The organism is Amphibacillus xylanus NBRC 15112 (assembly GCF_000307165.1).
Classification (GTDB): domain Bacteria; phylum Bacillota; class Bacilli; order Bacillales; family Amphibacillaceae; genus Amphibacillus; species Amphibacillus xylanus.
Window position 1 is genome coordinate 1,607,573 of record NC_018704.1, and the last position, 26,354, is coordinate 1,633,926.

The 26,354-nt window shown below is 34.5% G+C and carries 25 protein-coding genes and 1 other annotated feature; of the genes, 2 read left to right on the top strand and 23 right to left on the bottom strand.

Features of this window, described 5'->3' with window-relative positions:
- Positions 1-166: 166 nt before the first annotated feature.
- From AXY_RS07995 to AXY_RS08085, 19 genes are all read right to left on the bottom strand, one after another.
- Positions 167-1,081 carry an RluA family pseudouridine synthase gene (locus tag AXY_RS07995; protein WP_015010296.1) on the bottom strand — a complete coding sequence of 305 codons (915 nt, stop codon included), beginning with the start codon at positions 1,079-1,081 and terminating at the stop codon, positions 167-169.
- Positions 1,078-1,545, bottom strand: a complete 468-nt coding sequence (lspA, locus tag AXY_RS08000) for a signal peptidase II (protein ID WP_015010297.1) — start codon at positions 1,543-1,545, stop codon at positions 1,078-1,080. Before lspA ends, AXY_RS07995 begins: the two co-directional genes overlap by 4 nt.
- A 132-nt stretch (positions 1,546-1,677) precedes the next feature.
- The gene (ileS, locus tag AXY_RS08005) at positions 1,678-4,428 is read right to left on the bottom strand and encodes an isoleucine--tRNA ligase (protein ID WP_015010298.1); all 2,751 of its coding nucleotides are present in this window, start codon (positions 4,426-4,428) and stop codon (positions 1,678-1,680) included.
- An 86-nt stretch (positions 4,429-4,514) separates the two neighbouring features.
- Positions 4,515-4,743: a binding site (T-box leader), on the bottom strand.
- A gap of 89 nt (positions 4,744-4,832) precedes the next feature.
- Positions 4,833-5,330, bottom strand: a complete 498-nt coding sequence (locus AXY_RS08010) for a DivIVA domain-containing protein (protein ID WP_015010299.1) — start codon at positions 5,328-5,330, stop codon at positions 4,833-4,835.
- A gap of 89 nt (positions 5,331-5,419) precedes the next feature.
- Positions 5,420-6,202, bottom strand: a complete 783-nt coding sequence (locus AXY_RS08015) for a YlmH family RNA-binding protein (protein ID WP_015010300.1) — start codon at positions 6,200-6,202, stop codon at positions 5,420-5,422.
- A 10-nt stretch (positions 6,203-6,212) separates the two neighbouring features.
- Complete coding sequence (locus AXY_RS08020) at positions 6,213-6,476, bottom strand: YggT family protein (RefSeq protein WP_015010301.1); 264 nt, start codon at positions 6,474-6,476, stop codon at positions 6,213-6,215.
- Between the two features lie 13 nt (positions 6,477-6,489).
- A complete protein-coding gene (locus tag AXY_RS08025; RefSeq protein WP_015010302.1) occupies positions 6,490-6,927 on the bottom strand; it encodes a cell division protein SepF in 438 nt (145 codons plus the stop codon).
- A gap of 11 nt (positions 6,928-6,938) precedes the next feature.
- Positions 6,939-7,619: a YggS family pyridoxal phosphate-dependent enzyme gene (locus AXY_RS08030; RefSeq protein WP_015010303.1), complete on the bottom strand. Its 681-nt coding sequence runs from the start codon at positions 7,617-7,619 to the stop codon at positions 6,939-6,941.
- A gap of 25 nt (positions 7,620-7,644) precedes the next feature.
- Positions 7,645-8,457 carry a peptidoglycan editing factor PgeF gene (gene pgeF / locus AXY_RS08035; RefSeq protein WP_015010304.1) on the bottom strand — a complete coding sequence of 271 codons (813 nt, stop codon included), beginning with the start codon at positions 8,455-8,457 and terminating at the stop codon, positions 7,645-7,647.
- A gap of 159 nt (positions 8,458-8,616) precedes the next feature.
- The gene (locus AXY_RS08040) at positions 8,617-8,844 is read right to left on the bottom strand and encodes a YlmC/YmxH family sporulation protein (protein ID WP_015010305.1); all 228 of its coding nucleotides are present in this window, start codon (positions 8,842-8,844) and stop codon (positions 8,617-8,619) included.
- A gap of 662 nt (positions 8,845-9,506) precedes the next feature.
- On the bottom strand, positions 9,507-10,289 hold the full coding sequence (gene sigG / locus AXY_RS08045; protein WP_015010306.1) for an RNA polymerase sporulation sigma factor SigG: 783 nt from the start codon (positions 10,287-10,289) through the stop codon (positions 9,507-9,509).
- A 145-nt stretch (positions 10,290-10,434) separates the two neighbouring features.
- A complete protein-coding gene (gene sigE, locus AXY_RS08050; protein WP_015010307.1) occupies positions 10,435-11,154 on the bottom strand; it encodes an RNA polymerase sporulation sigma factor SigE in 720 nt (239 codons plus the stop codon).
- Positions 11,155-11,178: 24 nt separating this feature from the next.
- On the bottom strand, positions 11,179-12,093 hold the full coding sequence (gene spoIIGA / locus AXY_RS08055; RefSeq protein WP_015010308.1) for a sigma-E processing peptidase SpoIIGA: 915 nt from the start codon (positions 12,091-12,093) through the stop codon (positions 11,179-11,181).
- A gap of 446 nt (positions 12,094-12,539) precedes the next feature.
- Positions 12,540-13,667, bottom strand: a complete 1,128-nt coding sequence (gene ftsZ, locus AXY_RS08060) for a cell division protein FtsZ (RefSeq protein ID WP_015010309.1) — start codon at positions 13,665-13,667, stop codon at positions 12,540-12,542.
- Between the two features lie 69 nt (positions 13,668-13,736).
- Positions 13,737-15,026: a cell division protein FtsA gene (gene ftsA / locus AXY_RS08065; protein ID WP_015010310.1), complete on the bottom strand. Its 1,290-nt coding sequence runs from the start codon at positions 15,024-15,026 to the stop codon at positions 13,737-13,739.
- Between the two features lie 191 nt (positions 15,027-15,217).
- Complete coding sequence (locus AXY_RS08070; protein ID WP_015010311.1) at positions 15,218-15,559, bottom strand: small basic family protein; 342 nt, start codon at positions 15,557-15,559, stop codon at positions 15,218-15,220.
- A complete protein-coding gene (locus AXY_RS08075; RefSeq protein WP_015010312.1) occupies positions 15,559-16,275 on the bottom strand; it encodes a DUF881 domain-containing protein in 717 nt (238 codons plus the stop codon). The genes AXY_RS08070 and AXY_RS08075 overlap by 1 nt, the downstream gene beginning before the upstream one ends.
- A gap of 12 nt (positions 16,276-16,287) precedes the next feature.
- Positions 16,288-16,983, bottom strand: a complete 696-nt coding sequence (locus AXY_RS08080) for a DUF881 domain-containing protein (protein ID WP_015010313.1) — start codon at positions 16,981-16,983, stop codon at positions 16,288-16,290.
- Entirely contained in the window at positions 16,964-17,803 is an 840-nt protein-coding gene (locus tag AXY_RS08085) for a cell division protein FtsQ/DivIB (RefSeq protein WP_015010314.1), read from the bottom strand. The genes AXY_RS08080 and AXY_RS08085 overlap by 20 nt, the downstream gene beginning before the upstream one ends.
- 274 nt (positions 17,804-18,077) lie before the next feature.
- Here AXY_RS08085 and AXY_RS12585 point away from each other — a divergent pair, with 274 nt between their 5' ends.
- Together AXY_RS12585 and AXY_RS08090 are read left to right on the top strand one after the other, a co-directional pair.
- On the top strand, positions 18,078-18,284 hold the full coding sequence (locus AXY_RS12585; protein WP_081585442.1) for a transposase: 207 nt from the start codon (positions 18,078-18,080) through the stop codon (positions 18,282-18,284).
- Between the two features lie 376 nt (positions 18,285-18,660).
- Positions 18,661-19,881 carry an IS110 family RNA-guided transposase gene (locus tag AXY_RS08090; protein ID WP_015009078.1) on the top strand — a complete coding sequence of 407 codons (1,221 nt, stop codon included), beginning with the start codon at positions 18,661-18,663 and terminating at the stop codon, positions 19,879-19,881.
- Positions 19,882-20,187: 306 nt separating this feature from the next.
- On the opposite strand, the gene AXY_RS08095 is transcribed toward AXY_RS08090, so the two are convergent.
- From AXY_RS08095 to mraY, 4 genes are all read right to left on the bottom strand, one after another.
- Complete coding sequence (locus tag AXY_RS08095) at positions 20,188-22,560, bottom strand: ABC transporter ATP-binding protein/permease (protein ID WP_015010315.1); 2,373 nt, start codon at positions 22,558-22,560, stop codon at positions 20,188-20,190.
- A gap of 296 nt (positions 22,561-22,856) precedes the next feature.
- Positions 22,857-23,954, bottom strand: coding sequence for a stage V sporulation protein E (gene spoVE / locus AXY_RS08100; protein WP_015010316.1), 1,098 nt, complete (start codon positions 23,952-23,954; stop codon positions 22,857-22,859).
- A gap of 47 nt (positions 23,955-24,001) precedes the next feature.
- A complete protein-coding gene (gene murD / locus AXY_RS08105) occupies positions 24,002-25,348 on the bottom strand; it encodes a UDP-N-acetylmuramoyl-L-alanine--D-glutamate ligase (protein WP_015010317.1) in 1,347 nt (448 codons plus the stop codon).
- 1 nt (position 25,349) lies between these two features.
- Complete coding sequence (gene mraY, locus AXY_RS08110) at positions 25,350-26,333, bottom strand: phospho-N-acetylmuramoyl-pentapeptide-transferase (protein ID WP_015010318.1); 984 nt, start codon at positions 26,331-26,333, stop codon at positions 25,350-25,352.
- Positions 26,334-26,354 lie beyond the last annotated feature (21 nt).

The window sequence follows — 26,354 nt, forward strand, 5'->3', positions numbered from 1 at the left end:
AACGTTCCAAAATAACCATACCCATAAAAAAACCCTTTTCTCCGCGCGAGAAAAGGGATTTGAATACACGTATCCAAATATAACGTATCTTGTTCCTTCTCAGCCTCACGGGACTGTCTTAAAGGTTATTTTGTTATTAACATTATTTCAGAGTTTCGCAGGAAAGTCAATAACTTTCTTTTGCTTTATTTAAATAATTAATAAAAGATTGTGGAGGCTCAACTTCAAAATGCATCCATTCATTTGTCTTAGGGTGTCTAAACCCTAGCTCACAAGCATGCAGGGCCTGACCGTCTTCTTGAAAAGTCTTCTTTCTACCGTACTTTGGATCCCCTACAATTGGGAAACCAATATATTTTAAGTGTACCCTAATCTGATGTGTTCGACCTGTCTTCAAGCTACACTTTATTAGCGTATACTTTTGATTAATTCTTTCGATAACTTCAAAATACGTAATCGCTTCTTTTCCATTGTTCACTACAGCCATGCTTTGGCGATCCTTTGGATTTCGTCCAATTGGTGCCTCGATTGTTCCGTATTCATGTGGAATAGCACCATGAACTAATGCTAAATAAGTTCGCTGCGCTTCTCGATCCTTTAATTGTTGTGCCAATGACTCATATGCTTGATCTGTCTTAGCAATAATAAGCAAGCCACTCGTGTCGCGATCAATTCGGTGAACTATTCCGGGACGATCTTCACCATTTATCGTGGTTAATTGTTTCGTATGATGTAGTAATGCATTAACTAATGTTCCTGAATGATGTCCTACTGATGGGTGAACAACCATTCCTTTTGGTTTATTGACAATTAATATGTCGTCATCTTCATAAATAATATCAAGTGGAATCGCTTCAGGCTCAATCTTAATACTTTCTTGCTCCGGTAGTTCCCAAACAACTTGATCATTTTCTTGGACGCGATAATTAGCTTTAACTTCACTACCATTTACCGTTACATGCCCTGATTTAATCCAATTTTGGATTTGGGCTCTTGAAGTGTCGTTAATGATATCACTTAATAGTTTATCAATTCTAGTATTCGCTTGCTCCAAATCAACTACATGTGTGTATTTAGTCATTTTTTCCTTGCGTCCTTTCCGAACTCATCTTTAATTACGACAATTCCTATCATAATGACACCGATCACTAATGCCGAATCAGCTAGATTAAATATTGGATAGCTATAAGAGCCGAAATAGACGTCAATAAAATCAACTACCTCTTGATAAGCTAATCGATCAATAAAGTTTCCGATCGCTCCACCTAAAATTAATCCTAAACCTACACCAAGCAATCGGCTTTCATGAGCATACTTCCTTATATAATATACAATCACAACAATCACAATTGCGGTGATGATATAAAAGAATGTCATCTGTCCAGCTAAAATCCCCCAAGCTGCACCAGGGTTACGATGTGATGTTATGTATAAAAAGTTCTCAATAATTGTAATGCTTTCTCGAAGCTCCATATTCGTTAATACAAGCCACTTTGTAATTTGGTCAATAATAATGACAACTAAAGCTATCAGAAAATACAACATATACGTCCTCCATACTTGAATGTAATAACTAAATTTTAGCATATTTATTAACTAAAACTCAACTAATCGTTAATTATACTAATTTGATTTAGCGATAAAAAATTCAGACAGCCGAAACTGTCTGAATTTTGTTTAATAATATGTTTCAACGATGTCAGCACATCTTGCACATAGATCTGGATGTGACTCATGTTGACCAACTGTCTCAGAAACAACCCAGCATCTTTCACAGCGTTCCTGATCATATTTTTCTACATGAACTTGAACATATTCATAATCCTTCAATTGATCATTCGCTTGATCTAAAAGTTCAACCTTAGATACGATGAATAACTGATCAAGTCGCTCAATCTCTGATAGTAGCTTTTTCGTTTGATCTTCTTTACCGAATAAAAGAATTTTTGCTTCTAGTGATTTACCAATCACTTTATCCGCTCTAGCTTCTTCTAATGCTTTCAGAATGTCGTCACGTACATTTACGAAGTGATCCCACTTTTCTAGCAAGCCTTCACTTTGTTCGATTTCTCTAGCTTTAGGCATATCAGTTAATTGAACATATTTTTCAGTTTGATTTGGAATATAGCTCCAAACCTCTTCTGCTGTATGTGTCAAAATAGGTGTAATCAATTTAACAATTGTAACGATATTTTCATAATAAACCGTTTGAATCGCACGACGGCGCTGGCTGTTTTCCTGTTCGATATAAAGAATATCTTTAGCATAGTCTAAATAGAATGAGCTCAATTCTTGAGAACAGAATTGGTGAATTAAATTAAATACAGTTGAAAAATCATAATTATCATATGCATTTAGAACTCTTGAGATCAATTGTTGTAACTTAACAAGCATATAACGATCTAGCTCATCTAAATGCTGATCCTCAACTTTATTAACTTCAGGATCAAAATCTGCTAAATTACCAAGCAAGAATCTAAATGTATTTCTGATTTTACGATAACCCTCAGTAGTTTGACGGATAATATCATCAGATACACGAACGTCTGCTTGATAATCTACAGAAGCAACCCACAGACGTAAAATATCTGCCCCGTATTGCTTCATAATTTTAGCTGGAACGATAACGTTTCCTATCGATTTACTCATCTTGCGACCTTGGCCATCTAAAGTAAAACCATGACTTAATACAGCCTTATATGGTGCTTTCCCAGTTACAGCAACAGCTGTAGAAATTGAAGAGTTAAACCAACCACGATATTGATCTGATCCCTCTAAGTAAAGATCAGCTGGTCGTCTTAATTCAGGATGATCTTCTAATACGCCTTGGTGTGAAGATCCTGAATCAAACCAAACGTCCATAATATCTGTCTCTTTTGTAAAGATACCATTTGGACTATGTTCTGATGTAAATCCTTCTGGTAATAAATCTTTTGTATCCCATTCAAACCAAATGTTAGACCCATGTTCTCTGAATAGCTTCACCACATGAGCAATTGTTTCATCCGTAATGATCGGTGTTTGATCCTCAGCATAAAATACTGGAATCGGCACACCCCAAACACGTTGACGAGAGATGACCCAATCACCACGATCTCTTACCATATTATACAATCTTGTTTCTCCCCACTTAGGTAGCCACTCAACATTACCGATTTCCTCTAGAATTTCTTCGCGGAAATCTTTAATCGAAGCGAACCATTGTGGTGTTGCGCGATAGATAACTGGTTGTTTTGTTCGCCAATCGTGTGGATATGAGTGCGTAATAAAGTCTAGTGAAAGAAGTGCACCTTTCTCTTCTAATAGATCAGTAACCATCTTATTCGCTTTATCATAGAATACCCCTTCAAAACCTGGAGCCTCATCTGTAAAGACACCCTTATAATCAACCGGACAAAGGACATCTAAGTCATACTTTTGACCAACAATAAAGTCATCCTCACCATGACCCGGTGCAGTATGAACAAGTCCTGTACCATCTTCAGTTGTTACGTGGTCACCAACAATGATTAATGAATCTCGATCATAGAATGGGTGTTTAGCTACAAGACGATCTGCTTCAATACCTTTAAATTTCTTAGTAATTGTATAATCAGCCCACTCTAATTTTGTTGCCACTTTTTCCAACAGTTCTTCACCAATGATATATTTCTTATCGTTCACATTTACAACGACATAGTCTAAATTCGGATGAAGTGCAATCGCTAAGTTTGCAGGTAATGTCCATGGTGTTGTTGTCCAAATAACAAATTTCTCATCACCTGATAATAGTTCGCCACCATCTTTAACATCAAATGCTACATAAATCGAAGGTGAACGCTTATCCTGATATTCAATCTCTGCCTCTGCTAATGCAGATTCTGACGACGGAGACCAATAAACTGGTTTTAATCCTTTATAGATATATCCTTTTTTAGCCATCTCACCAAATACTTCAATTTGAGCCGCTTCATATTCCTTATTTAATGTAATGTAAGGATTATCCCAATCACCGCGTACACCTAATTGTTTAAATTGAGCACGTTGATTGTCAATTTGCTCTAATGCATACTCCGCACATAAGCGACGGAATTCTGCTGTTGTCATTTTCTTACGGTCAACCTTTTTCTTAGCTAAAGCCGTTTCAATTGGTAATCCGTGTGTATCCCAACCTGGTACATATGGTGCATGATAGCCTGCCATAGATTTATACTTAACAATAAAGTCCTTTAACACTTTGTTAAGTGCATGACCCATGTGGATGTCACCATTAGCATATGGAGGTCCGTCATGTAAGACAAAAAGCGGTCGACCTTTTGTTCTTTCTTGTACCTGTTGATATAGGTTATCCTCTTCCCATGCTTTTTGAAGTTCAGGTTCTTTGTTTGGTAAATTTCCTCGCATTGGAAATTCAGTTTTTGGCATTAATAATGTTTCCTTATAATCCATTAAGAAAACCTCCTTAGTTTCTAATTGTGTACAATATTCTCGTTGTTTAGACTAAATCAACAAATAAAAAAAGTTCCCCCATCCCCAAAAGGGACGAGAGAACTCGCGTTACCACCCTAGTTAGCAATACTTAATAAATAATATATTACTCACTCTTCATCATAACGGGATGCTACCGTCCTAATTTACTTACAGATGTGTTCAAATAGGAAGCTTGAGAATGATCTTCAACTAAGTTCTTTTACTAGGCTTACACCATTTCCTAGCTCGCTTTAAAAAGATTTCATAGCCTACTCTTTCTCGCATTGCCTGTATAATATTAATTCATTAATCATAATTGTTATCTATGATAATGAATTATATGTAATCATCTTTAATTCGTCAAGTTTTTTTACTTGACCAAATTAATCACTTTCTTGAATCTGCTCTGTAATTTCATCAGATTGTAACAACTTATCCCAATCATTATTCTCAACTAACTCCAATTGAGCCTCTACAAGCATCTTTAATCTCGTTCGGAATACTTTACCTTGCTTTTTCAATTCCTCAACTTCAATTTCAATTCGACGCGCCTTCTCTAATGCTTCATTAATAATTCGATCTGCGTTTTTTTCTGCTTCACGAACAATTAAATGTGCTTCTTTCGTTGCATTACCCTTTAATTCTTCTGCTGTCTGTTGAGCAATTAAAATAGATTTATTTAAAGTTTCCTCAATATTATTGAAGTGTTGTAATTTTTCTTGTAAATCTTCAACTTGTCGCTGAAGTTCTTTCTTTTCACGAATTACAATTTCAAAGTCTTTAATCACTTGATCTAGAAAATCATTTACTTCATCTTGATCATAGCCTCTTAATCCTCTAGTAAACTCTTTATTATGAATATCTAACGGTGTCAATGGCACAATGGCCACCTCCTCATTCATTGTATTTCTGTCATTTATGTTTATATTCGACATAAGTAGTCAAACTTCCTGCAAAAAAAATCAATTTATCAACTTTTTAATAGAGCATAGGAAATTCGATAATTTTGCTTCTTTGTTAACGTGATAATGTCATTAAATCGACTCCTACCTTTACCACGACAAGATATCATATCACCAGATTCGACAATGAATGCCGGATCTTCTACAGTTTTAAAATTTACTTTAACATACCCTTTTTTTATCAATTCTAACGCTTGTGTTCTAGAAAATCGGTAAATATGTTTAATCATCACATCTAACCGTAGCGAACTGACAGTTGTTTCGTGATTACTCCACTCATCTTTTGAATCGATCGCTTTACTTAATGGTATTGGCTGAAATTGTACATTAGCATTCTTAATTGAATTAAATTGCGCAATAATAAAGTCACTAATATCCGCACTAACAATGAGTTGAATGATCCCTTGATCTGGATCAATTGAAAGATCCCCTAATTTCTTTCGCAGAAGTCCTAATGATAAAAAAGCACCCAAGACATCTCGATGTTCAATCGTTACAAACTTTGCAGGGTATTTCGTTGTTAGCACACTAATCGGAAAGCTATTACTATCAATTTCTTCATAAAAAGGAGCTAAAATAGCTTGTTTTCGTTCAGCATTTGGAATACCACCAAAAAAGACTAACTTAAACTGTTCATCTTGTCCAATAATATTTTGAAAAATATATTGCTCTCTTGGATCTAAGAAATCACTATATTTTGTAATATATTGTTTCTCTACTTGGTCTTTCCAGCTTAATACTTGATCAATAAACGGTGCTTCATCTTTACGAAAGTGTTGATAAATTCCCATCTACTTAACCTTATCTAAAGAAGCTAAACAAGACTCTAACGCCTTGTGTAGCGAATTCCAATGTAATAAGTGCTACAACACCTGAAATATCAAGCATACCAAGTGGTGGAATGATCTTTCTAAATGGCTCTAAGTATGGTTCGACAATGTTTTTTAAAAATTGACCAATAGAAGATTCTCGAGCACCAGGAAACCAAGACATTAAAATATAAATAATGACCGCAAATTGATATAAATTAACCAATCTTAATACTAGCAATTCTAAATAATCCATTTATTTACCACCTTTAATTCCACTCATCGTCTTCAATCATTTGAGTTATATTACCAGTTATCTCTACATTATCTGGTGTACACAAAAACGTATGTGGACCCAGCTTTTGAATATCGCCTGATACTGCATAAACTGTTCCACTAAGAAAATCGACAATTCGCTTTGCTTGCTCGTAGTCGACCCGTTGTAGGTTGATAACAACTGAACGTCTGTTTACAATATGATCTGCAATTTCTTGTGTTTCATCGTAAGATCTAGGTTCAGAAAGGACAACTTTAATTTGTGGTTGGACAGATTGCAGACTAACAACATTCTTCCTATCTTTCTTTTCGTATTTTTCACTTCGGGTTAATTGTTCCTCAGGTTCACTTGGTCGATAAGGTTGATATTCTTCATAATATTCTTCATCTTCAACTGAGAACAAAGTGCGAAACTTGTTTTTAATACTCATTATTATCACCTTTACCCTTCTTCATTGACGATCAGTGATCCAATCCGAAGATGTGTAGCGCCTTCTTCAATAGCAATTTGATAGTCATTACTCATCCCCATTGAAAGACCTTGACATGGTGCGTGCTCCCACTGTTGATTCATAACTTCATCTCGCAGCGCTCTTAGTTTTTGAAACACAGATCGGATTATTGCCTCATCCTTTGTATGAGGAGCCATTGTCATTAATCCAACGACTTTTATCTTGTTGAATGCTTTTAGTTCATCAATAAATTGAATCACTTCTTCAGGCTTTAACCCGTTTTTTGTTGCTTCACCACTTACATTAACTTGGACAAAGCATTTGATTTCTTTTTCAGCTCGCTTATTAATTTCTTTTGCAATTGATATTCGATCTAAAGCATGAAAATAATCAATCTGATTAATCAAACTTTTTACTTTACGTGATTGTAAATTTCCGATAAAGTGCCAAGTTACAGGGTGATCATAGTGAGCAGCTTGCTTTTCTAATAAGCCTTCTAATCTATTTTCAGCAATATCTGCAACACCTGCATTAACAACTTCTTTTGTTCGTTCTATTGTAACATATTTTGTCACAGCTATCAGTGTAATTTCATCTTTTGCTCGACCAGCTTTTTTACAGATTTCTTTTATCTCTTGATTTAGTGCGATAATATTTTCTTCGATTGACACATTACTCCCCCTTATGCAATACCAATTACGATAATCCGATAAATCCAAGCATTCTTCCAGTCTTACCTTGATCACGTCGATGTGAATAAAAGTAATCTTGTTCAAACGTACATTGTTGTGAAATGGTGATCTGCTCTGGCTTAATCGCTTGATCGATTAACATTAGATAATTTAACTTTTTAAGATCTAATAAATATTGATCTTCAACATGATCTAGCTTTACACATACGTGTTCTATGTATTGTTGTGGAATTTGATCAATTACGAGATGATTTACTTGATAATGTTGAGGCCCGATCGAAGGACCAATTGCAACGTGGATACGATTAGACAAAACGCCTTCTTGATTAAGTCTTTTCACCATTTCTTTTGCTATTCCAGAAACAGTGCCTTTCCAACCCGCATGTGCAATACCTATCCAGCCGCTGGATGGATCATAAAAATATAACGGTACGCAATCAGCAAAAAAAGCACATAACAATACATTTCGTTTATTCGTTATTATACCATCAACATTAGCAATTGCAGGTATGTCTGGTGTTGAACCAGCACCTACATATGCTGAATCTGATTTGACTGTTTCAACATTTGCACCATGAACTTGTTCACCTAAAATCCAATGATCTAATGAGAAACCAAGTTGATTAGCTAAGATTTTTCGATTATTTATGACATCTTGCGGATTATCATTAACATGAAAAGCCAGATTTAATGACTCATATGGATGTGAGCTTGTCCCCCCATGACGTGTCGTTATTCCTGCCGTTAAATTTGGAAATTGTTTTTTCCACGTTTTGATTACTTGATAAGTCGGATGTTCTTGCTGAAAATGGTCCACGGACAACACCTCATTATAAAAATCGGTCAAATATAAATTATCTTTATATTGACCGTTCATTCTTTTCAAATTGATAAAATATAATTTTACTGTATTCTAAAGAATAGTTTATCACATTTTGTTAGAAAATTCTCTATTTTAACCCGCTAAAATATACTGTTATTTGACCAATATAACATCATTGCCTAAAGTAATAATTTTTTCCCACGGTATGATAATCTCATCACGTTTATTAAATAAATGAGCTAAACTCGACCGATTTCCAACGATGATATCAGTAATTAACCCAGAATCTACATCAATCTCCAAATCGATAATATAGCCCATCCTAGCACCTGTTTCTACAGAGACAATTTCCTTTGTTTGCAAATTTAATAAAGTTTCCATATCATCACCACCCTATTTAACTATATGACTCATCACCCCTTCACATTACTTTTCTCAATTTAAAAACCGATTGCTAGATGCAATCGGCTATTTTATCAATTTAGGTTGTACAATATATAACGTTGGTGAGTTTGAAAACTTACTAACGTTATTTTTTTATTTTAAGTATATTTATTTTATAACTCACGTTATAAACCGCAGTTAGCCGAACCTCCGCGTTCAATGAGGCTGGGACATAAGTAGTCTCACTAAGTAAAAAAATAGTTCTATGTACGAATTTTTCGTAAATAGAACCATTTTTATTTTTGTGATCGTTTTGGTTGATTGTGTGCTTTGGATTTCCCCCTTAATGATAAACGAGTGAAACCCGAAGAATGGCTCAACATCTATTTTACGTTTTCCGATAGATAGCGCCTGTTTGCTTATTTAACGAGCGCCTATCGAGTGATTTAAACGGCGGGTGTCGACTCCTGCGGGAAAAGATCAAGTCAGAAAACCCTTATTGCGACACGGTAGTGGAGCAATAAAAGTTGACGCCTATCCCGCGGAAAGCGAATGTATTTCACCTGGGGTGAACAAGTTGTATCTTTATTAAAACTAATATAAATTTATTCTCGACTAATTATATAACCTACCAACACTATTTGACATTGAACCTCAATTTAACCTTTAAACATTTCCTGATTCATTTCTTGGATAGCAGCTTTTTCAAGCCTTGATACTTGAGCTTGAGAGATTCCGATTTCATTTGCTACTTCCATTTGTGTTTGCCCTTGGAAAAAGCGTTTAGTTAAAATCAACTTTTCACGAGGATTTAATCGTTTGATACCTTCTCTTAGTGATAAATGATCAATCCAATCATCTTCATCGTCTGCATCATCACTAATCTGATCCATTACATAAATGGGATCACCACCATCATTATAAATGGGTTCAAATAATGATACAGGATCTTGAATAGCATCAAGTGCAAACACAATTTCTGATTGTTCAACTCCTAATTCCTTGGCAATTTCCTCTGCAGTTGGTTCCTTTAATGTCTTGCTAATTATTCTTTCTCTTGCTTGTAGGGCTTTATATGCAGTATCTCTTAACGAGCGAGATACTCTAATGGGATTGTTATCTCTTAAGTAGCGACGTATCTCTCCAATAATCATCGGTACAGCATATGTAGAAAATCTAACATTCTGACCGAGATCAAAATTGTCAATTGACTTCATTAATCCAATACAGCCAACTTGAAACAGATCATCACTGTATTCTCCACGATTTTGAAATCGTTGAATAATACTTAATACTAATCTTAGATTCCCATTTACTAAAGTTTCTCTTGCTGATCGATCACCTGCTTGTAATTGTCGAAATAATTTCCGCATCTCTTCATTCTTGAGGACCGGTAGCTTTGAAGTATCTACACCGCATATTTCTACTTTATGTCTAACCATATGTGACCCTCCCATGTTGTCCAACTGTACATGGAACAGTATCACCAATGCTAGACCGTTTTATTCAGGTAATAATTTCCGAACTCTTCTTTGAATTACATTAAAAAATGCTCTTTTTCTTAGCAATCACTTGATTACTTTAAGTCTAAATCATTTTTTCAAATTCTTTTTGGAGCCGTTTAATAATTTTCTTTTCTAATCTTGATATATAAGATTGTGATATACCTAATAGATCAGCGACATCCTTTTGGGTCATTTTCTCTTCCCCTACCAATCCGAATCTGAGCTCCATTATTTGTTTTTCTCTTCCTGTTAACTGATCTAAAGCTTTATTTAGTAATTTCCTATCGACTGACGCTTCGATATCACGTTCAATCAAATCTTCTTCAGTTCCTAAAATATCTGATAGTAATAACTCATTTCCATCCCAATCAATATTTAACGGTTCATCAAACGACACTTCAGACTTTAATTTACTTGTCTTGCGTAAATACATTAAAATTTCGTTTTCAATACAGCGTGATGCATATGTGGCTAGTTTTATATTTTTATCAATATTAAATGTATTAATTGCTTTGATTAAACCAATCGTTCCTATACTAATTAAATCTTCGATGTTTATTCTTGTGTTTTCAAATTTCCTTGCGATATAAACGACAAGGCGTAAATTTCGTTCAATTAACATCGCCTTAGCTGCTTTATCACCATTAGGTAATTTCAGTAGTAATTGATATTCTTCTTCACGAGTAAGTGGAGGTGGTAATGCACTACTTCCACCTATGTAATAGACTTCTTTAGGCTTTATCCCTAATTTTAATCTTAGTTTATAATAGAATACTCTTAACTCTAACCAAAATTTGTTCACTAAACGACACCCCTTTTAAGATTTTCAATTAATTTGAGCTAATTTAAAAAGTTGTGGATTTAACAGACAGTTGTACTCCTTTTCAGTAGCTAGCGGTGAGAAACGAAGGCCTATTAAAACATGTTTTGACTGAATGATTTGATTTTGATAGCTAAAGGTAAATTGATCTGGTTTTAATGCGATCAGCACTCCAGCTTTGTTTGACACGTCTTGATACGGTATCAGCCGAATAAATTTTGCCAGTGGTTGATCTAATGCACTTATATCTAATGTGTGACTCATTTCCTCAAGTTTTTGATAAACGTCTTCACTGAATATTTGTTTAATTATAATTGGATCAATAATAATAACTGGATTTTTACTAATAGGATCAATTAAGTGATTCGCACTATCTAAATAACCGAGTAATGGAATTGTTTTATTTAGGATGATAAGCTCACAATCAAATAGCTGGTCTTCTTGGTAATTAACTAATGCTTGCTTGTCCATTGTTTGCTTGGTGAAATACCAACATAGTGGGAAGCCAATGGTAACGAATAGCCAACTAATAGGCGTACCGTATCCTGATGTAATCGTCAGTAAACTCCCGTTTTCAAATTGAATCGATTGTTGCATGATGAAATGTACACCTAATAAAATTCCCCCGATCGCAAATGAAACAAAGTAAAAGGATAGCCATGTCTTAAGGAGTTCTATCCACGACTTATGTCTAAATGCAATGACAATAATAAAGATTGAAAAAATGATTTTCCCTAAAGGATAGAGCAGGATACTATTTGGAAAAAACACAACGACAAAAACAATCAGTGATGCAAAGACTGAACCTAGAAGTAATCTAATACCACTATTTTTCTTTTTTCTTAAATAACCCGTTAATCTTAAAATCATTAAATCAATTAAAAAATTGAGCAGCCAGATTGCATCAAGATATAACGTCACTTTTTGTTTCCTTTCTTTTTTACTCTGACTATATTATAAAAATAATTCTTCAAAAAGTCTGTCAGAGCTTGGCAACAATTTTTAGCTTCTTTTAAACGATTTTGTCACCCATACCTAAAAATACTTGTCTTAATGGTTGTACAATATATAACGTTGGTGAGTTTGAAAACTTACTAACATTATTTTTTTATTTTAAGTATATTTAATTTTATAACTCACGTTATAAACCGCAGTTAGCTTAAAGCCGTGCCCATGGAAAGCGAAAGTATTTCACCTGTGGTGAACAAGTTGTATCTTTATTAAAACTAAAATAAATTTATTCTTGACTAATTATAAAACTACCAAAACTATTTGACATTGAACCGTCTTAATCATTAAAATGAAAAATGGTGTTATCTAGTTCTTGTTGAACTAGATAACACCATTTTGGATTGAATATTATTTATTTATCGTCTTCTATTTCTATTTCTTAAAAATGTAGGTATGTCTAATGTGTCTTCTTCTTCGCGGAAGTTTGACTGTTGAAAATTATCTTGTGGTACTCTTTGTCCTACTTGTTCTTTTGGTTGACCTGGTTTATTAACGTTTGGTCGCTGTCTTTGTTGACCTAGAGGTGCTTTTGACTCATCAAATCCAGTTGCAATAACTGTAACAACGATTTCCTCTTTTAGATTTTCATTAATTACTGAACCAAAAATTACGTTAACTTCTTGGTCTGCTGCAGAAGTCACAATATCCGCTGCTTCTTGAACTTCGTATAGGCTTAAGTTAGCTCCACCTGTAATATTCATTAAGACACCACGTGCTCCGTCAATTGACGTTTCAAGTAATGGTGATGAGATAGCCTTTTTGGCAGCTTCTGTTGCTCGATTTTCTCCTGTTGCAACACCAATTCCCATTAGAGCTGATCCCTTATCAGACATAATCGTCTTAACGTCGGCAAAATCAACGTTAATTAATCCAGGAGTCGCAATTAAATCTGAAATACCTTGAACCCCTTGACGCAGTACATTATCTGCTTCACGGAAAGCTTCAAGCATTGGTGTATTTTTATCAATAATTTCTAGTAATCTATCGTTTGGAATAACAATTAGTGTATCAACATTTTCTTTTAATCCTTCGATTCCTGCCATTGCTTGAGTTGAACGTTTTCTACCCTCAAACATAAATGGTCGTGTTACTACACCTACTGTTAATGCACCAAGTTCTTTAGCAATTTGTGAGATAATTGGAGCTGCACCTGTACCAGTACCTCCACCCATACCAGCTGTAACAAAAACCATATCAGCGCCTGCTAAAGCCTCTTCGATTTGTTCTTTACTTTCTTCAGCTGCTTTACGGCCAATTTCAGGATTTGCCCCTGCTCCTAGGCCACGAGTTAATTTATTACCTAATTGAATCTTTACTTCAGCTTTTGATAAATTTAGTGCTTGTGCATCAGTATTAACAGCGATGAACTCAACACCTTGAACACCATGTTCAATCATACGGTTTACAGCGTTATTTCCTCCACCGCCGACTCCTATTACTTTTATTGTTGCTAATTGATCTAATTCTGTGTCAAATTCTAACATATTCGTTCCTCCTATAAAAACAGTATACAATCGCTAGATGCTCTATTAAATCATAATTTCAAATTTGTATTAATCAAAAAAGTATTTAAATAAATTAGCAAAACTAGATTCTTTCTTTTTATTCGTTGATGGGTTTTCCTTAGTAGGTTTTGGTCTTGTTGTTTTCTTCTTAGGCTTAATATCAACATCATTAAGTTTAGACACAGATTGTGCTAGTGATTTCCCTTGGATTTTAGCATTAGAATAAGCAAATTTCAAAATTCCTACACCCGAAGTGTATTGTGGCTCTCGTACTCCAATATAATCAGGTACTGCCATTCTTACTTGACCATTATATAGGTCTTGAGCTAATTCCAGTGTACCCGGCATACTCATACAACCACCAGTTAATACAAAACCACCTGGTAATGCAGCGTAATCCATTCTCTTAATTTCTCTCGCAACATATGTATAAATTTCTTCCATACGCGCTTCAATAATATCGGCAAGATCAAGTTGATTATATGTTTGCTGTTGATCACTACCTATTGTTGTAACTTTAAAAACATCTTCCTCACGTGCATCAGGATAAAAAGCATGGCCGTGTTTTAATTTAATTTTTTCAGCATCTTCAGAGCTTATCTTTAATCCAATAGAGATATCTTTAGTAATATTATCTCCACCTAGTGGTATAACACGAGTTGCTACTAGTTGACTATTTTCAAAGATTGAGATTGTTGTACAACCACCGCCAACATCAATTAAAGCAACACCTAACTCTTTTTCATCATTTGATAAAGCAATAGATCCTGTTGCTAATGGTTGTAAACAAATATCAGTAACCTCTAAGCCTGCTCTCTCAACACACTTAAGGATATTATGTAACATTGTTCTTGAACTTGTAATGATCGTACCTTCCATCTCTAGTCTTACACCAATCATTCCACGTGGATCTGTAATTTCACTAAGTCCATCGACAATAAATTGCTTTGGAATGACATCGATAATTTCTCGCTCTGGTGGAATCGAGATCACTTGTGCAGCATCAATGACTCGCGTAACATCTTCATCACCAATTTCTCTGTTTTCGCTTGATACCGCAACAATTCCATGACATGGAAGGAGCTGTGCCTGATTTCCATTAATCCCAACAATCACACGATGGATTTTCATATCGACCATTCGCTCTGCTTGTTCAACAGCAGTACGAATCGACTGCACAGTTTGATCTATATCTACTATGGCTCCTTTTTTCATACCCTTAGAATCTGCATGACCTACACCAATAATATTTAAAGAATCTGATAATACTTCCCCAACAATCACTTTTATTTTCGATGTACCTATATCTAGGCTGACTAATATTTCATTGCTATTCATCAATAAGGCACCTCCCAATCTACTCTATCAATAAATGACTTTCACAATTTCTATAAATAATTAAACAATTTTTAAGTTCTTTCTACTAGTATACCATTTAATTGCTAGTCGATTAATACTAACTTGCAAAATATATTATATTTCATTATTCTACATAGATCGACGAATTTCCTTTATTCTTTCGAAAATAGTTACTTTTTACTCTGAATTTTAAAAACATGCCGTCTAATTATTGAAATGTTCTTAAATAATCGTAGCCCAAAAGCAAAAATTGCGGCTAAGTATAAATCTACCCCCAGTTGTTGACCAATAAACGTTAATACTACGGCTAAACTGATATTAAAAAAGAAACCAGATAAAAATACTCGTTGATCAAATTTCTTTTCATAATGGGCTCTTATACCACCAAAAAGGGTATCCATCGCTGCTAAAATAGCAATCGATAAATAATTTGAATAAAGTTGTGGAATTGAGAAGTCTGTCAATAATCCTAAACCCACACCAACTAGTAAAAATAACAATGGAACCCACATTATTCTCCACCTACTTTGTCTTCTTCAACAACTTCAACATAATCTAATTGAATTTTTTTATCATATGCTGGAATATTAATATCTTCTCTTTTTTCTAGGTTAAATTGAATATTATACATTGCAAATTCGTCACGTGACTGACTGACTTCGATATAACTTAATAAACGATCTGGATCATCTGAAGCCACTTTTACAGTGAGTGGGAGGTCAGGAATTGGTCGTTGGTTAATGTGGATACGGTCACCTACGTAACGAATAGCCGTGAAGTTAGTTACACGTTCATTTTGAATCGCAATATGCTTCGCACCATAGGAATTTAACTCATTAATTAACCGATTGAGTAATTCTGGTGTCAAACCGAAGTCAAACGCATCATCTTCATACCCATTCATGGAATCAAGACGAATAATGACACCAGGTTCATTAATAGTTACAATTCCGGCTTTTTCTTTTAAGTTCTCCATCGATTCACTTAAAGCCTCTATTTGCACTTTCTCAGATCTGGATAAGTATTGGCTTTCAATCGATTTAAGTTCATTTAATTCATTTTGTAATGCTTGTTGTGTATTCTGCTCTTCTTGTAATTGCATACGTATTTCCCACATATCTCTCGTTTCTCTTAACGGTTGATCTGGGGTTTTATTAAAATAAATAGCTAACATTAATCCAATAATAAATGTCGCTATAGAAAAAACGATAATTTGATTTCGATGCATGTTTATCACCTATTAACTCATTCTCGCACTCATCTTGATGTCATTTTTCTTACCTATCTCAACTTCAATTTGCTCATTAACTAGAATATCAATAATTCCATTTGAGATTTCAAGGCTTTTCTTTAATGTATCAGGATCACCTATTGCCTCTATAACAAAGGGAGCTGGGTACTGGTTACCGTCTACTGATATGACTGGACCAATACAAGTAATATGACTATCAGCAAAAATCCGCTGTCCATTGATAGCTAAGGCTTCTGCACCGGAAACAATCAACTCATTAATCACCATTTGAATGTGCCGATCATGCACAATATACTCATCAATCTGCGCTTCAGTTGGGATAAATTCCTGGTCTTTTAACGATACAAATATTCCTGGACCTTTAATCGGTAATTCGCCTGTATATGCTTGTAATGTTAATTTTTCATCAACCATATCACGCATATGGTCAACCTGCTCAACCATTTCATTTTCAAGCTGTAAAAGATTGAGCCTAACTTGATCAATTTCTTGTTGAAGTTGATGATTATTTTCCTCGAATTGTATTAACTGCTGTCGGTAGTAGAACGTTTTATCCCAATCTTCTGCTAAGGCAGGGTCATCTTTGGGGAGTGATTTTGTATGTTGATAGCTGAAGGCAATTAAAAAACCAAATGTAAATAATACGAGGGATAAAATCGCATGCCTACCCTTCACTTTCATCATTAATCACTTCCTCTTCGTTTACAACATCAGACTGCTGTTCATCTTCTTCAGTTTCATTATTTTGATTGGTAGCATTATTTTCATCATAAAAAATTGCTCCACCTGAACCCATTTCAATTGTTCCTGTTGTACCTTCTAGTTGACTAACAATCGATGGGTAACTTGGCATTTGATTACTAAATTGACGAATGCTGACTACTACATTAAATCCATCATTCATATTTAATCGAACCAAATACGGATTGGATTCAGTTGGTTCCCAATAAATCTCCGATATATGGTCAGCGATTGCCTCAGGTAATTGAGCCATTTGTTCAATTAGTAATTGTAAGTATTCATCATCGCTAAACTGATATAAAAGCGGGGCATCACCATGATAATCACTCAACGGAAATGAGTTTAAAATTGTACCGTTTTCTAAGATAGGTTGAATGGAATCACCATTATTTATGTATCCAATTTTCTGAAATTCTTCAACCTCAATCAGGACATGGTTAGGAAATTCCCGTTTAACAGTTGCGGTTTTAATGTGACTCATTTTTTCTATTTTTTCTTCGATCTTAGTTATCTTAAAACTCCATAAATTAGTTGATGTTGTTAATTCAGAATAACTAATGACATCATCAACATTTAAATAATCGAGTCCGACTACTTTAATTTGGTTAACATAACTTAACGGAGATTGTAAATAAACGACAATTGAAATCAAGGAGAAAAATAGACAAATATAAAAGATTAACCGTCGATTTGACTTTTTTCGACGTGCTTCTCTTAATTTTGGAATTCGGTCCTCTATCGAGACTACTTTTTCTTCTACCATCTCGCATTCTTCCTTTATTAGTTCGCTAAAAAATATGTTAAAATAGCTGAATAATAAGCTAATATATATATTAGATAAATTATAGCATAATTCAATTCAAATTACTTTCGATAAACTAAAAAACGTCATATATACCCAGATCTTAAGTAATGACATTGTTTAGTGAATCGATTTTTATTTTCCCGACATGTTTAGACATTTTACAAAAAATGGTTGTACAATATATAACGTTGGTGAGTTTAAAACTCACTAACGTTATTTTTTTATTTTAAGTATGCATTTACCATATATTCAGAATAGTTTTATTCACATATACAACAACGGTCGAATTGAAGGGATTAATAACAAGATCAAGGTACTAAGTAAAGTCGCATACGGTTATCAAAATTTTTATAATTTCAAGAAACGAATTATGATTCACTTCAAGTATAAATCAATAGAAACAAATTCGAGTAAAAAAATGCACAAAAACACGATATGAAGCAGCCATTTAATTTAAAAATGAAAAACAGCAGGTGAAATACACGAGACTCCTGCGGGAAAAGCACGAGCTGAAGATCCACTAAGGCAAGCGCTCTTTGCTTGCCTTAGTTAGCTAAAAGCCGTGCCCGCGGAAACATACTAAGATTAGTAGTACAAGACCTAGGCCAGGTTTTGTGCTACTATTTTTTTATAGTAGAAGTGAAGTAAAGCCGAATCACGCTAAGGACCTTGAGTTCGACGATCGGAAACTGGCTAACTTCACTCCCTTATTTGAATCAGCTTAGTATGTTGGGTCCCCAGAGACCGTGTATAAGAAAGTGGAATCGATAAGGTAAAGTGGAGACTTCTACAAAAATATTAAGGAGGAGAAGAAAATGAGATGCGTTATTGCTTTCGACGTTAGTCGAAAGAGTAGTACCATGGCCGCTTACAACGAGCAAGGTAACTGTGAATTTGAAGGGAGGTTAATTCATTCAAAAACGGGATTCTCTAATTTAAGTAAAATCATTAAAGATCTAAGTGAAAAGAATAATTATACCTTAGAATTTGTTTTTGAAGCGACTGGAGTATATTCGGCTGCTTTAGAACGATTCTTACGAGAGAATAATCTCGTTTATTATTCTTTAAATCCTTTATTAGCACACCTTAACACCCAATCTCTAAGAAGAAACAAAACAGATATAAGTGATGCGCATCAACTGGCTAAGAATCATTTTAAAAACGATTATTTCCAAACTTATCGCGAAGATTCTTATTACGAACAGATGCGTACAATGTCACGTCGCTATGATGAGATTATGAAAGAGAGGATTCAGTACAAAAATCGACTACATGCATCATTACAATTATCTTTCCCAGACTTTGATACGGCTTTTATTAACAAATCAAAACTTTATTATAATCTTGTACAAGTATTCCCTCACCCAAACTTGATATTAAAACGATCTAAAACAGTTATTAAAAATCGTATTAAAAAATGCACTAAGAAAAACTATTCATTAAAAAAGTTAGAGGAAAGAGCAATTTTATTGATTGAAATCGCAAAGGATTCATTTCCAGCAGTTGATGAAACAGACTATTCTTGTGAGTTAGTAAGGGATTATGCCAAGAAAATATTAGAGATGGAGGAAGAGCAAGATGAAATCATTCAAAGAATGACAGAAATGTCAAAAGACCGTAAAGAATACAGGATCCTTCGGTCATTTCCCGGAATAAAAGATAAATTAGCCTGTAGAATCATAGCTGAACTAGGGGATTTAACACGTTTTAAAAATAATAAACAACTAAATGCATACGCCGGTATAGATATCGTAAGATATCAGTCTGGAAATATGGAGTATAAAGATCGTATAAATAAACGCGGTAATAGTAGACTGCGTGGTATTTTGTATTTTATGATTGTCTCAATGCTTTCTGCTAAAGGAAAACAAATAAATCATTTAGTTGATTATTATTATAAATTAAAAAAACAACCCTATAATAAGCATCATAAGGTTGCAGTAGTCGCTTGTATGAATAAATTCTTGAAAGTCGCATTTCATCTTATTCAAAACGACCTATTGTATGATTATGAGAAAGCTTCAAGCCAACAATAATCATACTATGATTTAATTATAACACAATAGACCTTGAAAAAAAGACAAAAAACACAAGGTCTATTCGAAGTGCAAAATTTTAATTAATTCCCGGAGGGGTACCCCTCCGGGAATTAATTAAAAAAAGGGATTTAAACACTTGACTAAACGTAAGAAAGCGAGTGTATTTCACCTGCGGTGAACAAGTTCTATCTTTATTAAAACTAATATAAATTTATTCTCAACTAATTATAAAACCTACCAACACTATTTGACAATGAACCAAAAAAATCAACCAAATCAAAATTGATCTGGTTGATTTTAGTTTTATTCAGTTCGTAATGCTACAACTGGGTCTTTTTTAGCTGCCATTCTTGATGGAATGACACCTGCAATTAATGTCAGTGCCATGCTTCCTAAAATTAATATAATCGCAGCTGTCGCAGATAAGCTTGCTACATTTTCAATTTCCGTTAACTGATATATCAATCTGTTAATTGGAATAATTAACAGGTATGAAATCAATATACCTAATGAACCAGAAATAAATCCAACAATAATTGTTTCGGCATTAAATACTCTTGAAATGTCTTTTTTGCGTGCTCCAACACTTCTAAGAATACCAATTTCCTTCGTTCGTTCAATAACTGAAACATAAGTAATAATCCCAATCATAATTGTTGAAACAATTAATGAAATTGCAGCAAATCCTACAAGTACATATGTGACAGTATTAATCATATCTGTCATAATGTCTCCTACCATTTCTGCTAAATCATTGTAGACAATTTGTTCTTCTTCATCCAAACCGTCATTATATTGATCCAAATACTCTTTAATTGCATCTTTTCCTTCAAAGTCAACTGGATATATATTAATCCCGATTGGTGTTGTAGTAGCACCTAGATGAATTAATAGTTGCTCCTTCATTTCGTCTGATTGGAATGGTGTATTTGTTAATACATTTATATCTGAATCTTTTTGTGCTTGTGTAATTTTCGATCCTTGTGCTTCAGCAATAATTCGTTCAGTTAATTCCTGTGTATAGATAAAACCTTCTGAGAAATAACTTGTTGCTGCATCTTCTTTCACACGTAAAATCCCCGTAACGACTAAATCTAAACCATCTGCTTCATCATACAGTGTTCGATATTCAATTGGATTTGCAGGTGTAAAGAGACCATTCTCAGCCTCAGTATAATACACATCATTTGGTAATAACTTCAGCATTGTTTTACCGACAAAATCGGTTACATCATATTCTTCTTCTGTAAGTGCTAACTTTTCTAAAAATAATGTGCTTAATCGATTATATTCATCAACGACGATTGCAATTTCATTCTCAGCTTCAGGTAAGCGACTATTCTCACCGATCAGATCATACAACTCCAAAATAAATTGATGATCTTTTGGCATCTCATACCAATGACTGAACCCCATAGATGGTCCAGAGAAACCACCCATCATTGAATTTTGTGACATTGTTTCGAATTTAACTACTCCATCAGTTCCTTCTGCTAATAAATTCACTCCGACGCCACGTGTAAAACTAATATTATTAACTGCTTCAGGTAATTCATTTTCGATATTCTCTACATAACTTAAAAAGTCATCAGTGAAAACATTTTTATGCATAATAAATGATTCTGAATAATCATATGCATAGATCGTTGTGTCCTCAGGGAACTCTTCATATTTGCTATTGCTTTTCTCTGATCCTGGAGGTCCTAATTCTGAAAAATCAACAAATTGTTCATTTGTGTCGATCATAATCGGGAAGTTAGCTAACGTATCACTTTGCATCACATCCAGCTGGTTAGATAAACCACTAGATAGAGCTAGTACAAGTGCTACACCGATAATCCCAATACTTCCGGCAAATGATGTTAAAATCGTTCGACCTTTTTTCGTTAATAGGTTTTTAAATGATAGTGATAATGCAGTAAATAATGACATCGATGTTTTATCACGTTTCTTTGGAGTCCTTGGTTGATTAATACTCGCTGAATCTTTCTTCTCGATTGGATCACTATCTGATTGAATTTCACCGTCTAAAAAGCGAATAATTCTCGAGCTATATTCATTAGCAATTTCCTCATTATGCGTAACCATTATGACTAATCGTTTCTTGGCGATTTCACGTAATATATTCATAACCTGTGTACTTGTTTTTGAATCTAGGGCGCCAGTTGGCTCATCAGCTAAAATGATGTCAGGATTATTAACTAATGCTCGCGCAATGGCAACACGCTGCATCTGTCCTCCTGATAATTGATTCGGCTTCTTATGAATATGATCTGATAAGCCAACATCAGCTAGGGCTTCTTTTGCGCGAGCTTTTCGCTCACTATTTGATACACCAGAAAGTGTCATAGCTATTTCAACGTTTTGAAGCACTGATTGATGGCTAATTAAATTATAGTTTTGGAATACGAAACCAATTGAACGGTTACGGTATGCATCCCAGTCTCGATCTTTAAAGTGCTTCGTTGAAAGATTATTGATGACAAGATCACCCGCATCGTATTGGTCGAGCCCACCAATAATATTTAGTAAAGTTGTTTTACCAGATCCTGAAGGACCTAGAATCGATACAAATTCACTTTCTCTAAATTCTAACGAAATTCCTTTTAGGACTTTAATTGAACTATTTCCTGTCTTGTAAGACTTCTCAATATTGACTAATTGCAATTTTCCCAATAGATTTACCCCTTACTCTCTTCGATTTTTTTCTGTAATTTTAAATCAGAATCAAAAAACAACTACTCATTACTTTATCCTGTTATATTATAGTGTACTTATAAATTGACCTAGACTAAATGATAAATGAGACAAATTCACAAGTCAATTAATAAGGATAAGTCGAAAAAGAGATCAACCTTTAACGTTTTATCAATCTAGTTAAAACAACTACATCCTATTTTTTACATATAAAACCCGAACAATCTAGCTGAAAATTGTTCGGGTCTAGAATTACGGTTGATAAAACACTCAATTTAATATTGTCCATAGCGACTAATATTTAATACAATGCCCATTGCAGCTAATGTTAATGTTAGCGATGAGCCTCCATAACTTAAAAATGGTAATGTAATACCTGTTACAGGAATTAATCCAATCACGACGCTAATATTAATAATCACTTGAAGACTCACTTGTAGGACAATACCTATTGATAGCAGTGAGCCAAACTTATCAGGTGCATTAATGCCAATTTGGACACCTTTCCACAATAAATATAAGAATAGTAACAATATAATTGTTGCGCCAATAAAGCCTAATTCTTCAGCAATAATTGAAAAAATAAAATCATTGTGGGGTTCAGGTAAGTAAAAGTACTTTTGTAAACTATTACCGTATCCTAAACCAAATAACCCACCAGGGCCGATCGCATATAATGACTGAATGATTTGGAATCCATTACCTAAAGGATCATCCCACGGATTAATAAAAGCAGTAATTCGATTAATTCGATATGGTGCCGATGCGATTAAGCCCGTTAACCCTGCTAGTCCCAAAATTGCCAAGAAAACAAAATGCTTTATTTGCGCACCTGCGATAAATAATAAAATAATACATGAACCAACTAGTATTAATCCAGTCCCTAAGTCTGGTTGTAACATAATTAAACCAAAGCAAAAAAAGATTAAAAGCAATAATGGTCCAAGTCCCTTTTTAAAGGATGTAATTTCTTTTTGTCGTTCTGCCACTCGATCAGACAAGAAGATTAATAAACCAAGTTTAATAAACTCAGCAGGCTGAATACTAAATGCGCCCACCCCAATCCAGCTCCTAGCACCACCTCTAACTAAACCGATACCAGGAATGAGGACAAGCACCAATAGTACAATACACGTAATCAAAATATGCTTTGAATATTTACGCCACGTATGATAGGGAATATGACTAACAACAAACATGGCAATCAATCCAATTGTAGCAAATAAAAACTGTCGTTTCCCAAAATACAATGGGTCATCAAATTTGTAGTTCGCCCAAATACTTGATGCACTATAAACCATTAAAATCCCCATTGTTACTAGCAAACAAATTACAATGACAAGCTTCCAATCAGCAAGTTGTTGTTTTCTCATGCATTCACTTCCTAATTTAAGCAGGTGACTTTACCTGCATGTCCTTATTAAAGTGTATGCACAAGCTCAATAAACATGTCGCCACGTTCTTCAAAAGTTTTAAACTGGTCCCAGCTCGCACATGCTGGGGAGAGTAAAATCACGTCACCATTTTCTGATGCAGCATACGCAGCATGAACCATTTGATCAAGGGTTTCTGCTTGTTCTATTATCTCAACTCCGGCTTTATGAGCCGCCTCAGCTAATTTGCTTGCAGTTTCACCATACAAAAACATGCCTTTAACATTCGTTAAAAACGGGACCAAATCATCAAAAGCATTACCTCGATCCAAACCACCAGCAATAAGCATTGTAGGTTGTTTGAATGAAGCCAATGCTTTTGAAGTTGCTAATATATTTGTTGCTTTTGAATCGTTATAAAATTGTCGTCCGTTTCTTTCAGTAACAAATTGTAATCGATGCCTAACACCAGCGAATGTTGTTAACGTCTGATTAATTCCCTCAAGATTCGCACCAACTAGTAGAGATGCAGCAATACTAGCTAAACAGTTGGCTAAATTGTGTTCACCGACTAAACGGATATCTGTTAATTTAATAATCTGTTGATCTTTAAAGTAAACATACTGCTCGTCTACCCAAGCTCCCTCTAACTGTTTGTCTTTGATACTAAACGGAACTAAGGTCGCCTTAGCCGATTGAATCAGTTGACACACTCTTGGGTCATCAGCGTTATACACTAAATAATCAGCTTCTGTTTGCTGATTAAAGATCATCGCTTTAGCCTCTTGATAGTTATTAAAGTCACCGTGATAATCTAAATGGGCTTCAAATAAATTCAGTAGTACAGATACTTTCGGACTGAAATGGTCAATCCCCATTAATTGAAATGAAGATAACTCTAATACTAATGTTTCATCTTCTTGAAGCTGCTCGGCAACTTCGACAGCTACTGTACCAATATTACCAGCAACTCTCGATTTCATCTTACTATTTGATAAGATATCATCGATTAACATTGTTGTCGTTGTCTTTCCGTTAGAGCCAGTAATGCCAATCACTGGTTGTGAGATTAAGTAACTCAAAAGCTCTATTTCTGTTCTTACTGGAATATTTCTATCTAGAGCGTTTGAGATTAATTCATTATGATATGGTATTCCAGGGCTTTTAATGACTAAATCAATGCCATCTAATAAAGATAGTGGGTGTTCACCGACAGTGATTTGAACACCCTGTTCTTTGAGCTTTATCAATTCGGGATTGGACAAATCAGCTTTTAAATCATTCGCAGTCACATTTAGTCCATTACGTAAAAGTACCTGACACGTTGCAATACCACTTTTAGCCAACCCTAATACTAATACATTTTTATATGGGAAATTATTTAACTGTCTCATTTTATAGCCACACCTCTAAGAATAGTCCCAATGCAGCTAAGATAAAGCCCGTTAACCAAAATGTCATGACGACTTTCCATTCGGACCAGCCTTTTAATTCAAAATGATGATGTAAAGGACTCATTAAGAAAACTCGTTTTCCACGTGTTTTAAATGAAACAACTTGGATCATCACAGATAAAGTTTCAGCAACGAAAACACCACCAATAATGACAAGTAAAATTTCTAATTGAAGAATGATCGCGATAGCTGCTAAAGCACCACCTAATGCTAGTGAGCCTGTATCTCCCATGAATACTTTTGCAGGGTGAGCATTAAACATTAGAAATCCTAACAATGCTCCAACGATTGCCAATGAAAAAACAGCTACTTCGAATTGCGGGACTACTGAAGCTGCTAAAATACCAAAAGCACCAAAAGCAATGACAGCATTTCCTGACACTAGTCCATCTAAACCATCTGTTAAATTAACCGCATTAGATGTTCCAACCATCATGAATACGACGAAAATTGGGTAAAGAAAACCTAATTCTAATTCAAAATTTGTTCCTGGAATTGCTAAAGCAGTTGAAATATCTTGCGTTCGCAAAATTAAATAGAATAAAATCGCAATCGCCAATTGACCGAATAACTTTTGTTTTGATGTTAGTCCTAAATTTCTTTTTAGAACAACGATGATAAAATCATCAATAAAGCCGATTAATCCATATCCTAACAAGACGAGTAAAATTAAAGTTGTTTCGACTGTAAATAGATCGTCAAGAAAATAATTTAGTACAAACAATGAAGTTAGTACAGTGCTTAAAATAATGACGATCCCACCCATTGTTGGCGTTCCAGATTTTTTCTGGTGAGATTTAGGGCCTTCTTCACGAATACTTTGACCAAATTTCAATCGTTTCAAAAATGGAATAAAGATTGGTGAAGCAAGGACGGTGATTAAAAATGCAATCCCAATTGTAAAAACTAAAAAATTCTCATTCATTTTCTGTTCCTCCTAAAATAA